Consider the following 13,505-nt stretch of genomic DNA (forward strand, 5'->3'; position numbering starts at 1 on the left):
GCTGGTCCGCGGAGGTCGGTTTCCCGCGTCCCGATCACGCGCAGCAGCGATAGTTGATCCAAGTCCGTATCAGCCCGCAACGCATTCGGCCCCCGCTCCAGAGGTGGAACGAGGGCCGAATGCTTATTGCAGCTGACGCGGATTACCGGTAGTCGCTGAATCCGTAGTCGTCCAGCGGGACCGCGGCACCAGTGGTGGTGCCGAAGCCCTCCGGGCTGTAGTAGGTGTCGTCGTAGGACGGCACCGCGTACGCCGCGGCACGTGCCTCTTCGGTCGGCTGCACCTGGATGTTGCGGTAGCGGTTGATACCGGTACCGGCCGGGATCAGCTTACCGATGATCACGTTCTCCTTGAGACCGATGAGCTTGTCGGAGCGGCAGTTGATCGCCGCGTCCGTCAGGACTCGGGTGGTCTCCTGGAAGGACGCCGCCGACAGCCACGAGTCGGTGGCCAGCGACGCCTTGGTGATACCCATCAGCACCGGGCGACCCGCCGCGGGCTCGCCACCCTCGGCGACCACACGACGGTTGGAGGCCTCGAACTCGGAACGCTCGGTGAGCGAGCCGGGCAGGAACTCCGTCGAACCCGAATCGATGATCGTCACGCGACGCAGCATCTGCCGCACGATGACCTCGATGTGCTTGTCGTGGATCGACACACCCTGCGAGCGGTAGACCTCCTGAACCTCGTGGACCAGGTGGACCTGAACCTGCCGGGGGCCCATCACGCGCAGCACCTCGTGCGGATCCGCCGCGCCTTCCAGCAACTGCTGGCCGACCTCGACGTGGTCGCCGTCCGAGAGCAGACGCTCGGTGCCGTCATCGTGCTTGAACACGCGCAGCCGCTGCCGCTTCGAGAGCTTGTCGTAGACAACCTCTTCGCCACCGTCATCCGGAATGATGGTGATCTTGTAGAAGCGATCGTCGTCCTCCAGCCGCACCCGGCCGGAGACCTCGGCGATGGGCGCCTTGCCCTTGGGCACGCGTGCCTCGAACAGCTCCTGGACACGAGGCAGACCGCCGGTGATGTCGTCACCCGCGACACCACCCTGGTGGAACGTACGCATGGTCAGCTGGGTACCCGGCTCACCGATGGACTGCGCGGCGACGATACCGACGGCCTCGCCGATGTCGACCAGCTTGCCGGTCGCCATGGAGCGGCCGTAGCAGGTCGCGCATACGCCGGTTCCGGTGGTGCAGGTCAGCACGGAGCGGACCTTCACCTCGGTGATACCCGCATCCAGCAGCGCCTCGAGCGCCGGATCGCCGAGGTCGGCGCCCTTCGCCACGATGACATTGCCCCGCTCGTCCAACGCGTCGGCCGCGAGCGTACGGGCGTACGTGGAGGTCTCCACATGCGCGTCGCGGATGATCGAGCCATCGAGCAGCTTCTCCGCGATCGGCACCACGATGCCGCGCTCGGTGCCACAGTCGTGCTCGCGCACGATGACGTCCTGCGACACGTCCACCAGACGACGGGTCAGGTAACCCGAGTCGGCGGTGCGCAGCGCGGTGTCGGCCAGACCCTTACGGGCACCGTGGGTGTTGATGAAGTACTCCAGAACCGTCAGGCCCTCACGGAAGGAGGACTTGATCGGCCGCGGGATGAACTCACCCTTGGGGTTCGTCACCAGGCCCTTCATACCGGCGAGGGTACGAGTCTGGGTGAAGTTACCCGTGGCGCCCGAGTCGACGATCGTGATGATCGGGTTGTCGGCCGGGTAGTGCGCGCGCAGCGCCTTACCGACCTCCTCGGTCGCCTCCTGCCAGATCTTGACCAGGGCGTTGTTGCGCTCCTGGTGATCGAGCGCACCACGCTGGTACTTCTTCTCGATCTGATCCGACTGCGCCTCGTAGCGCTCCATGATCTCGGCCTTCTCCGGCGGTACGAGCACGTCGGACATGGAGACCGTCACGCCGGAACGCGTGGCCCAGTGGAAACCGGCGTCCTTGAGCTTGTCGACGGTCTGCGCGACCACGATCATCGGGTAGCGCTCGGCGAGATCGTTGATGATCGTCGCCTGCCGCTTCTTCGGCATCTGCTCGTTGATGAACGCGTAGTCCGCGGGCAGCAGCTCGTTGAACAGCACCCGACCCAGCGTGGTCTCGGTGATCCACGCGTCGCCGCGGCGCCAGCCCTCCGGGAACAGCTGGGCCTCGACCTCCCTGGGCGGGCGCTGGTCGGTCAGCCTGACCTTGATCAGCGAGCGCACGGTGAGCTCACCGCGGTCCACCGCCATCTGCGCCTCGGCGGGCGAGGAGTACACGCCCTGCTCCGGAGCATCCTTGGTGGCCGGCTGGTAGGAACCCTTCGCGCCGTCTTCCAGGCGGGTCAGGTAGTACAGGCCGGTCACCATGTCCAGGCGGGGCATGGCCAGCGGGCGACCCGAGGCGGGCGACAGGATGTTGTTCGACGACAGCATCAGCACGCGCGCTTCGGCCTGTGCCTCCGCGGACAGCGGCAGGTGCACGGCCATCTGGTCACCGTCGAAGTCGGCGTTGAACGCCTCACAGACCAGCGGGTGCAGCTGGATGGCCTTGCCTTCCACCAGCTGCGGCTCGAAAGCCTGGATTCCCAGACGGTGCAGCGTCGGGGCCCGGTTGAGCAGCACCGGGTGTTCGGCGATGACCTCTTCGAGGACGTCCCACACCTGCGGCCGCTGCCGCTCCACCATCCGCTTGGCGGACTTGATGTTCTGCGCGTGGTTCAGATCGACCAGGCGCTTCATCACGAACGGCTTGAACAGCTCCAGCGCCATCAGCTTGGGCAGACCGCACTGGTGCAGCTTCAGCTGCGGACCGACGACGATGACCGAACGGCCCGAGTAGTCGACGCGCTTACCGAGCAGGTTCTGCCGGAACCGGCCCTGCTTGCCCTTGAGCAGGTCGGACAGCGACTTGAGCGGACGGTTGCCCGGCCCGGTGACCGGACGGCCGCGGCGGCCGTTGTCGAACAGCGCGTCGACGGATTCCTGCAGCATCCGCTTCTCGTTGTTGACGATGATCTCGGGCGCGCCGAGGTCGATCAGTCGCTTGAGGCGGTTGTTGCGGTTGATCACGCGACGGTACAGGTCGTTCAGGTCGGAGGTGGCGAAGCGGCCACCGTCGAGCTGAACCATCGGGCGCAGCTCCGGCGGAATCACCGGAACAGCGTCGAGCACCATGCCCATCGGCGAGTTGCCGTTGGACTGGAAGGCCGCGACGACCTTCAGCCGCTTGAGCGCACGCAGCTTCTTCTGGCCCTTGCCGGTGCGGATGGTCTCGCGCAGCAACTCGGCCTCGGCCTCGATGTCGAAGTTCTGCATCAGCTTCTGGATGGACTCCGCACCCATGGCGCCGGTGAAGTACTCGCCGTAGCGGTCGACCAGCTCGCGGTAGAGCACCTCGTCGACGATGAGCTGCTTGATCGCCAGCTTGGTGAAGGTGTTCCAGATCTCCTCCAACCGGTCCAGCTCGCGCTGGGCGCGGTCGCGCAGCTGGCGCATCTCGCGCTCGCCGCCGTCCTTGACCTTGCGGCGGACGTCGGACTTGGCGCCTTCGGCCTCCAGCTCGGCCAGGTCGGCCTCCAGCTTCTGGGCGCGGGCCTCGAGATCGGCGTCGCGCTGGTCGGCGACCGCCTTCTTCTCGACCTCCATCTCGGCCTCGAGCGTGGACAGCTCGTTGTGCCGCAGTTCCTCGTCGACGCCCACGATGACGTAGGCGGCGAAGTAGATGATCTTCTCGAGATCCTTCGGCGCCAGGTCGAGCAGGTAACCCAGGCGCGAGGGCACGCCCTTGAAGTACCAGATGTGGGTGACCGGAGCGGCCAGTTCGATGTGACCCATCCGCTCCCGGCGCACCTTGGCGCGAGTCACCTCGACGCCACAGCGCTCACAGATGATGCCCTTGAAGCGGACGCGCTTGTACTTGCCGCAGTAGCATTCCCAGTCCCGGGTGGGACCGAAGATCTTCTCGCAGAACAGGCCGTCCTTCTCCGGCTTGAGCGTGCGGTAGTTGATGGTCTCCGGCTTCTTCACCTCGCCGTAGGACCATTGACGGATATCGTCGGCGCTGGCCAGGCCGATCCGAAGTTCATCGAAGAAGTTGACGTCTAGCACGTAACTTCCTTTCCCCTGTGCGGGTCGAATTCGAGCAAAAGTTCACTAGTGGTAATGCGCGGAAGGCCGGATGCCGCCGGTGGCGGCCTCCGGCCGACCGCCTAGTTCGCCAGATCGTCGACGGTGGCCGCTTCGTTCCTGGACAGGTTGATGCCCAGGTTGGCCGCCGCACGCTCCAGGTCCTCGTCCTCGCCTTCGCGCAGCTCGATCGCGGCACCGTCGGAGGACAGCACCTCGACGTTGAGGCACAGCGATTGCAGTTCCTTGAGCAAGACCTTGAACGATTCCGGAATGCCCGGCTCCGGGATGTTCTCGCCCTTGACGATCGCCTCGTAGACCTTCACCCGACCGACCACGTCGTCGGACTTGATGGTCAGCAGTTCCTGCAGCGTGTACGCCGCACCGTAGGCCTGCATGGCCCAGCACTCCATCTCACCGAAACGCTGACCACCGAACTGCGCCTTACCACCCAGCGGCTGCTGGGTGATCATCGAGTACGGACCGGTCGAACGCGCGTGGATCTTGTCGTCGACCAGGTGGTGCAGCTTCAAGATGTACATGTAACCGACCGCGACCGGGTACGGGAACGGCTCACCCGAACGACCATCGAACAACGTGGCCTTACCGTCGTCGTCGACCATCCGCTCACCATCACGGTTGGGCAGCGTCGAGGCCAGCAGACCGGTCAGCTCCTCCTCCCGCGCGCCGTCGAAGACGGGCGTGGCGATATTCGAATCGGCCGGAGCGCCCAGCATCTCCTCCGGCAGCGCCCGCGCCCAGTCCGGGCGAGTGCCGTCGGCGGCTACGTCGACATTCCAGCCTGCCTTGCCGACCCAGCCCAGATGGGTTTCCAGGATCTGGCCGATATTCATACGCCGCGGCACACCGTGCGTGTTCAGGATGATGTCGACCGGGGTGCCGTCCGGCATGAACGGCATGTCCTCGGTCGGCAGGATCTTGCCGATCACACCCTTGTTACCGTGCCGGCCGGCGAGCTTGTCACCGTCCTGGATCTTGCGCTTCTGCGCCACATACACCCGGACCAGCTCGTTGACACCCGGTGGGAGGTCGTCGTCGTCCTCGCGGGAGAACACCCGGATACCGATCACCTTGCCGGACTCACCGTGCGGCACCTTCAGCGACGTATCGCGCACCTCACGCGCCTTCTCACCGAAGATCGCCCGCAGCAGCCGCTCCTCCGGCGTCAGCTCGGTCTCACCCTTCGGAGTCACCTTGCCGACCAGGATGTCGCCATCGCGCACCTCGGCACCGATGCGCACGATGCCACGCTCATCCAGATCCGCGAGCACCTCGTCGGAGACATTCGGGATATCCCGCGTGATCTCCTCGGCACCCAGCTTGGTGTCCCGCGCGTCGATCTCGTGCTCCTCGATATGGATCGAGGTCAGCACGTCCTCTTCCACCAGACGCTGGGACAGGATGATCGCGTCCTCGTAGTTGTGCCCCTCCCACGGCATGATCGCGACGAGCAGGTTCTTACCCAGCGCCATCTCACCGTTCTCGGTGCACGGACCATCGGCCAGAACCTGACCACGCTCCACCCGCTGACCCTCGTCCACGATCGGACGCTGGTTCGAGCAGGTGCCCTGGTTCGAACGGTTGAACTTCCGCATCCGGTAGCTCTTGCGCGTACCGTCGTCGGCCATCACCGTGACGTAGTCGGCGGAAACCTCCTCGACCACACCCGGCTTCTCGTTCACCACCACATCACCCGCGTCCACCGCCGCACGCAGCTCCATACCGGTGCCCACGATCGGGGACTCCGAACGGATCAGCGGAACGGCCTGACGCTGCATGTTCGCACCCATCAGGGCACGGTTGGCGTCATCGTGCTCGAGGAACGGGATCATCGCCGTCGCCACCGACACCATCTGCCGCGGCGAGACATCCATGAAGTCGACCTCGGAGGCCGCGACGAGCTCGTTCTCCTCGTTGCCGCGGCGGCACAGCACCCGATCCTCGAGGAATCGGCCGTCCGCGCCGACCGGCGAGTTGGCCTGGGCCCGCACGTGGCGGTCCTCCTCATCGGCGGTCAGGTAACGGACCTCGTCGGTCACCCGCCCGTCGACGACCTTGCGGTACGGCGTCTCGATGAAGCCGAACGGGTTGACCCGCGCGTACACCGACAGCGAGCCGATCAGGCCGATGTTCGGGCCTTCCGGGGTCTCGATCGGGCACATGCGGCCGTAGTGCGACGAGTGAACGTCACGGACTTCCAGGCCGGCGCGCTCACGGGACAGACCACCCGGGCCCAGCGCCGACAGGCGACGCTTGTGGGTCAGGCCCGACAGCGGGTTGTTCTGGTCCATGAACTGCGACAGCTGGGAGGTTCCGAAGAACTCCTTGATCGCGGCCACGACCGGGCGGATGTTGATCAGCGTCTGCGGCGTGATCGCCTCGACGTCCTGCGTGGTCATCCGCTCGCGGACCACACGTTCCATGCGGGACAGGCCGACCCGGATCTGGTTCTGGATCAGCTCGCCGACGGTGCGCAGGCGACGGTTGCCGAAGTGGTCGATGTCGTCCACTTCCACCGGCACCTCGACGCCGCCGGGAGCGGTCATGGTCTTATCGCCCGCGTGCAGGCGGACCAGGTACTCGATGGTGTTGACGATGTCTTCCTTCGTCAGCACCGAACCGATGACCTGCTCGCCGAGGTGGATGCCGAGCTTCTTGTTGACCTTGTACCGGCCCACGCGCGCCAGGTCGTAGCGCTTCTCCTTGAAGAACAGGTTCTCCAGCAGGGTCTGCGCGGACTCCTTGGTCGGCGGCTCACCCGGACGCAGCTTGCGGTAGATATCCAGCAGCGCCTCGTCCTGGCCCGCGGTGTTGTCCTTCTCCAGGGTGGACATCATGATCTCGGAGAAGCCGAACCGCTCGACGATCTCCTCGGTGGTCCAGCCCAGCGCCTTCAGCAGCACGGTGACCGGCTGGCGACGCTTGCGGTCGATGCGCACACCCACGGTGTCGCGCTTGTCCACGTCGAACTCGAGCCACGCGCCACGGCTCGGGATGACCCGCACGCTGTGCAGGTCCTTTTCGGTGCCCTTGTCGACGCTGTGGTCGAAGTAGACACCCGGCGAACGCACCAGCTGCGAGACGACCACGCGCTCGGTGCCGTTGATGATGAACGTGCCCTTGTCGGTCATCATCGGGAAGTCACCCATGAAGACCGTCTGGCTCTTGATCTCACCGGTGTTGTTGTTGATGAACTCCGCCGTCACGAACAGCGGAGCCGCGTAGGTCATGTCCTTGTCTTTGCACTCGTCGATCGAGGCTTTGACCTCCTCGAAGCGCGGGTCGGAGAAGGACAGGGACATGGACCCGGAGAAGTCCTCGATCGGAGAGAGCTCCTCGAGCACCTCCTCGAGTCCGCCGACTAGGCCGACGTCGCCGCGGGCCGCCGCTTTCTCACGCCAATTCGCTGAACCGATCAGCCAAGAAAACGAGTCCGTCTGTAGATCGAGAAGTCCGGGCACCTCCAAGGGTTCACGGATCTTCGCGAAAGACACCCGCAACGGGGCTCCGGGGATTCCGGCAACTGCCTTGGTCTGGGTGGAGACTGCCAAGATGCGTCCTTCCAGCACCTCACGCGCGTCGCGTGGTGGTCCGCGACCGTCGCTTGTCTGCTACGAATTCCGCTGGTTACAACCCGAACGAAACCCGAACAGGCAACAACGGAAGTAACACCGGAAGGGTGAACTTACGTGTGCAAATCGAGGTATGGACAGGAGGCAGCCAGCGCAACGTCCAAACCTACACCCATGTACAGGGAGGTGTCAAAGTACCACCCGGGCGATCCGCCGCGTGGCTGGCGCGCCGGGCCGTATTCGCTGGCCACGTCCGGAGCCGCGATGCGCTGGAAACCACTGTGTCAGCTGCCGCTGTTGTGAATAGCGTGACGGTTCGGACGAAACTCGTCAAGTGGCGGGGGCCGGGCCGGGACTCCCGCGAGATCGCCTGCCGCGCTGGGCCATCCCAGGCAATCCGCTCCATATTACTGGTCGACGATATCGCTGGCCAGCCAGCGACCGTCCACCTTTTGCATGTGCAGGACGACGGGACCGGCGACACTCTGCTGCGCCACGCCATCCTTGGTGGCGCTCACCACCAAATTGACCAGCAGCTCGGCACGATCGTTAGTGAGCAATGTCACAGCAATCGGGTCGGCTTTGGCATCGGCACTGGTCTGCGCCTGCTTGACCGCCGAAATGGTGGTGTCGGCGTACTTGTCGAGGTCTGCGAGCATCTTTCCGGTGAGCACCCCCTTCGCGGTGTCCCGGTAGCCGTCGATGTTCTTCACGTCGTAGGCGTAGACCGACCGCAGCGCGTGCTCGGCGGCCGCGCGTACCTCCTGGGTGGCCTCGTTGTTCACGTACGCCTGGTTCGAGGTATCCACTCCGGGCCGTTGGGCGGCGAGCCACGCGAAGGCGCCCAGCGCCACCGCCGAGATGAGCAACCCCGCGACGACACCCCAATGCGGGCGTCCGGCCGCTTGCCGTCGCGGACGTCCCGGATTCCACCGCGCGATCGCGCGCCATTGCGACGGTCCGGTCGGCTGCGTACGGCGCTGTACCGCGCTGACGGCACGGCGTGCCGCGACAGGACGGGAAACGCGCGGCTTACGGGCAGGTGTGGTGCGCTCGGCCCGAGCGGACGCGGTGCGCGACGGTCGTTCGACGACCGGGCGGCGCTTGGACGTGACCCGATTGACCGGTCGACGAGACGTCATGGGTGTCCTCCTACGATCCCGGCTTCGGCGCGACAACCTGCTCCGGGGCGGGCGGCTGCCTGCTGGGTCCGCCGCTCAAAAGGACCGGCTGGCCGAGCGAGGAAACCTGGTCGGCCTTCCAGCCCGCGCCGTCCCGGGCCACGTCGACCGTCCAGGTGTAGCGATATTCCGCGGGCGCCTTGTCCCTGGCCTTTTCCGTTACCTGCAGCACGACCAGCGCCGATGCCTTGTCCTGCTCGCTATTGAGCGAGGTGAGCGCGGCGCCGAGCACCTTCGAGGTCATCGCGACCCCGCTCTGCCGGGCCAGTTTCTCGGCCTGGTCGGAGTTCTTGGTGGCCGAGTCCAGCAGTGCGCCGGTCATCGATGACCTGGCCAGCGCGAGCGAGCCGGGCACGTCGTTGAGGTTCATCGACGTCATGTTCAGCGCCGCCTGCCGGGCGGCGTCCAGTGCGGTGTCGCGCGCGTCGGCGCGCGGGCCATCGGTGAGCGCGGCACGAAGCCAGCCCGCACCGAACCACGCGGCGGCGACCAAGGCGACCACCAGCAAGGCCGCCGAGCCGAGGAATGCCACCCGGCCGAGCGCGGACGCGGCGCCGGGGCGCGCCACGGCTTCGATCCGGGGCTGCACCGACGCGCCGGCGGGTGCAGCGGTCGGCTTCGCAGGCGCGGGCGCTGACAACTCCTCGGCGTCCGGCGCTTTTCGCGCTGAATCGGACGGCTTGGAGAGCTCGGCGCTCACGACAGCGCCTCGCCGTCGCTCGGCTTCGTCACGTCCACGAGCATCGTGCTCATGGCTCGCTCGCTCCAGTCACTCACGCGGCACACCCTAACGTCGTTGCTCCTGGTCACCGCTTCGGCGTGACCCCCAGCAGGGTCGACAGCTGCACGGCGACCGGAGTCAGATTCAGCTTCTCCGGATCGGTCTTGGGGTTGGCGTCCCAGGGCTGCACGATGGCGGGATCGGCGAACTCGGCGCGTTCGCCACCCCGGACGGCGGTTGGATTACCGAATGGCACACGGCATTTGGCGTTCTTGTTGAAGGGGAACTCGTCGCGCGTGTCGTCGAAATCCGGGTTCTGTGCCTTCATCTGCTCGAGAATCCGCTGCGTGCCCTCGTAGCCGACGGTACAGGCGGGCGGATTATTGGTCTCCAGCACCAAGCCGAAGTGGCTGGTGCCGTCACCGGGTGCGGTGGAAGAACCACCGATGGACAGCTGCGGAAGCATTTGCAGCAACGGTTTCAGCGCGTAGAACTTCGGTGAAATCGTCCGCAGCACCAGCCGCAGGTTCGTCAAGTCCTGGGTGAGCGCGCCGCCGCTCTCGGTGACCAGCGCGCCGATCTGCTCGCCCGCATCGGTTCCGGTCCCGATCAGCCTGCGCACATCGGGATCGCTGGAGCGCAACTGGGCGGTGAGCTTGTCCAGACCGTCGCTGAACTCACGGATGGCGGCAGCCTGTTCGGCCTGGGTACCGAGTGCGATCCTGCCGTCCCGGATCAGCTGGATGGTCTGCGGCAGCGTCGCTTGGAATGTCTCGGTGAACTGGTTCAGCGATTGGATCAGTACCTGCAGATCGTCGCCCTTGCCGTCGAACGCTGTGCCGAGCTCGCGCACCGTGGTGTTGAGCGCGTTCAGGTCCACCGAACGGGTGAAATTGTCCACGCTGGCGACCAACTGCTCGACGGGAACCGGCGTGGTCGCCGAGCTGATCACGGAGTTGTCGCGCAGGTACGGGCCGGCGTTCGAGTCCGGTTGCAAATCGAGGTACTGCTCGCCGATCGCGGATCGATTGGCCACGACAGCCTTCGCCGAAGCCGGGATATCCGGCGAGCTCGAATCGATGATCAGGTTCATCAGTACACCGTCGTCGGTGAGCTCGAGTTCGCCGACCCGGCCGACCGGAACGCCGCGGTAGGTCACCTCGGCGCCCTGGTAAATACCGCCGGTCTGCGCCGCCTGTACTTTCACCGTGTACAGACCGAATCCCAGCATCTGATCGAGCCGGATGTACCTGGCGCCGACGTAGATCACCCCGAGCACCGCGATCACCACGAACGTGATCAGCTGCCACCGGACCAGACGGGTCACCGCGGACCACCCCCTACGTTCTGTTGGGTCCCGCTGCCCACGCTCTGTTGGGTCCCGCCTCCCACGCTCTGTTGGGTCCCGCCTCCCACCCCGAGTTGTTCGAGGATCGCCCCGACCGGCCCCTGCGGCACGCCCGGCGCGGGCGGCTGCGCCATGAGCGGCGGCAGCGGCAGGATCGACACCGTCGGCCAGCCCGGCCGTGGGCCATTGCCGCCGTAATACGGGTTCGTCGGATTCACCGGCACCGGCGGGCCTACCGGAGGAATGTAGACCGGATCCGGTTTGCCCACGCCGAGATTGCTGAGCGTCACGCCGATCTGCTGGTCCACTGACAACCACGTATTGACCTGCCCGCCGAAAGTGCCCTCCAGCGCGGAATCCGGGAACGGGTAGGTCGGGATCAGCGGAAGCGCGGTCACCAGATCCGGTGCCGAGCGGCCGAGTTCCTGCAGGGTGGGCCGCAACGCGGTGAGGTCGCGGATCAGATCGCGCTTCGAGGTGTTCAGCACGTCGAAGCCGGCCTGGCCGAGCCGGTCCAGCTGGGCGAGCAGGCCGACCAGTTGCGGTCGCTGCTCGGCCAGGATCTTGATGCCTGCGGGCAACTGTTCGAGGATCTTCGCGATCTGCTCGGTCTGCGTGCTGACCCTGCTGCTGAGCACATCGAGGCCGTCCAGCGCCCTGGTGATGTCGTCGACCTGCTCGTTCAGGCCATCGATCAGTGTGTTCGCCCGCTCGATCAGCGAGCGCACGCGATCCTCGCGACCCCCGAAGGTCTTGTTCAACTCGGTGACGATCGGCTGCAGCTGCGCGACGCCGCCGCCGTTGAGCAGCAGCGACAGCGCGCCGAGCACCTGCTCGATCTCGGTCGCGTGCCTGGTGCGCTCGACCGGGATCACCGAGCCGTCGCCGAGGCGCCGCGGATCGGGGTCGGCGGCGGACCTGGACAGCTCGATGAACTTCTCACCCAGCAGATTCGACTGCCGGACCTCGGCGTGCGCGTTCGCGGGCAGGTCCACCGACGAGATCACCACGGTGCGCACGGTCGCGGTCCACTGGTCGGTGCCGATGGCGATCTTCTCGACCCGGCCCACGGGCACGCCCTCGACCTTGACCGCCGACTGCGGCACCAGGTCGAGTACGTCGTCGAATTGGATATCGATATGCATCGGGTGCTCGCCGACATCGGCGCCACCGGGCAGCGGCACGCTGTAGATGCCGTCGGCGGCGCACGAGGTGACCAGCGCGCCGGACAGGACCAGCGCCAGTACGGCACCGGAAACCCGTGCGACGGAACGGATCCGGACGGTCATCGGCCCCCTCCCTCGGACGGCGGGAGTCGATCCGACGGCGTGCCGGGCACCGTGCCCGGCACCGGGTCGCGCTGCTCGTTCTCGCCGCTGAGGATGCCGAACGGCAGGATCAGCGTGGGGGTCTGCACACCGGCGGTGATCTGGTCGGTGATGTCCTTGCAGTGCTCGAGAATCGGCCGCATCTGCCTGCCGAGCGCCTCGAACCTGGGGTCACCGGGCATCAGCTTGGACAGATCCAGCATCTTGCACACCACACCGAACGGATCTTGCAGGTCGGGGAAGTTGGCGCGCATATCGAGGGTGCCGGATTCGGCGTTGTGCACATTGATCAGATTGCTCAGCGCCAACGGAAGCACCGGCAGGACGGCTGCCAAGTCCGCGCGTTGATCGGCCAGCGTCTTGGTGAGCGTGATCAACCCTTCGGCGTTGCTCGCGATCAGATCCCGGTTGTCATCGATGAAGCGGGCGACGTCGCCAAGGGCAATCGACAGCAAATGCAGTGCGGCGCCGAGATCTTCGCGCTCATCGGCCAGGAACGTGGACAGATCGGCCAGCTGGACGTTGAACTGCCGCACCTGTCGGTCGTTCTGCGCCAGCATGGTGAGGAAGGCTTGCAGGTTCTTGGCCGTGTCGAAGATGTCGCCGCGCGTGTCCGCCAGATACCGCGCCGCCCGCGACAGCTGGGTGAGGCTGTTCGCCAGCGCTTCGCCGTTGCCGGCCAGGTTCGCCGCTCCGGTGCGGACCAGTTCGTTCACCGCGCCGTCGGCGTTGGCTCCATGCGGGCCCAACGCATCGGACAACTCGGTGATGCTCTTGTACAGCTCATCGACCTCGACGGGGGTAACTGTTCGCTCGCGCGGAATGGTCCCGTTGCGCGGCATCTTCGGCCCATCCGTGTAGACCGGGGTCAACTGGATGTAGCGGTCCGACACGATCGACGGCGTGATCTGCGCGGCCCGCGCGCCCGCGGGCACGTCGTATTTGCGATCCACGCTCAGCACGATCCGGACCTGATCGCCCTGCGGCTGCACCGAATCCACCGAGCCGACCGGCACACCGAGAATGCGCACGTCCGAGCCTTTGTAGATGCCGACCGAGCGATCGAAGTAGGCGGTGATCGTGGTGGTGGTCAGCCGGTTGAACAGCCACCACAGCACTGCGGCCACCAGCACGGCGAGGACGACGACCAACGCGATCGCCACCTTGACGCCGCGACTGGAATCGCGCATCGCGCCAACGGGATCACTGCGCCAGTTCTC

General features: G+C 66.0%; 7 protein-coding genes. All 7 read right to left on the reverse strand.

Going from position 1 to position 13,505, the window contains the following annotated elements; all coding sequences use genetic code 11:
* Positions 1-142: 142 nt before the first annotated feature.
* Positions 143-4,096: a DNA-directed RNA polymerase subunit beta' gene (locus ACT86A_RS02870; RefSeq protein WP_445090403.1), complete on the reverse strand. Its 3,954-nt coding sequence runs from the start codon at positions 4,094-4,096 to the stop codon at positions 143-145.
* 101 nt (positions 4,097-4,197) lie between these two features.
* A complete protein-coding gene (gene rpoB / locus ACT86A_RS02875; protein ID WP_445090404.1) occupies positions 4,198-7,704 on the reverse strand; it encodes a DNA-directed RNA polymerase subunit beta in 3,507 nt (1,168 codons plus the stop codon).
* Between the two features lie 410 nt (positions 7,705-8,114).
* Positions 8,115-8,849, reverse strand: coding sequence for a hypothetical protein (locus ACT86A_RS02880; RefSeq protein WP_445090405.1), 735 nt, complete (start codon positions 8,847-8,849; stop codon positions 8,115-8,117).
* 10 nt (positions 8,850-8,859) lie between these two features.
* Complete coding sequence (locus ACT86A_RS02885) at positions 8,860-9,588, reverse strand: Rv1363c family protein (protein WP_445090406.1); 729 nt, start codon at positions 9,586-9,588, stop codon at positions 8,860-8,862.
* Between the two features lie 106 nt (positions 9,589-9,694).
* Positions 9,695-10,936, reverse strand: coding sequence for an MCE family protein (locus ACT86A_RS02890; RefSeq protein WP_445090407.1), 1,242 nt, complete (start codon positions 10,934-10,936; stop codon positions 9,695-9,697).
* A complete protein-coding gene (locus ACT86A_RS02895) occupies positions 10,933-12,246 on the reverse strand; it encodes an MCE family protein (RefSeq protein WP_445090408.1) in 1,314 nt (437 codons plus the stop codon). The genes ACT86A_RS02890 and ACT86A_RS02895 overlap by 4 nt, the downstream gene beginning before the upstream one ends.
* Entirely contained in the window at positions 12,243-13,475 is a 1,233-nt protein-coding gene (locus tag ACT86A_RS02900) for an MCE family protein (protein ID WP_445090664.1), read from the reverse strand. Before ACT86A_RS02900 ends, ACT86A_RS02895 begins: the two co-directional genes overlap by 4 nt.
* Between the last annotated feature and the right edge of the window lie 30 nt (positions 13,476-13,505).

The organism is Nocardia glycosmidis, from assembly GCF_052545115.1.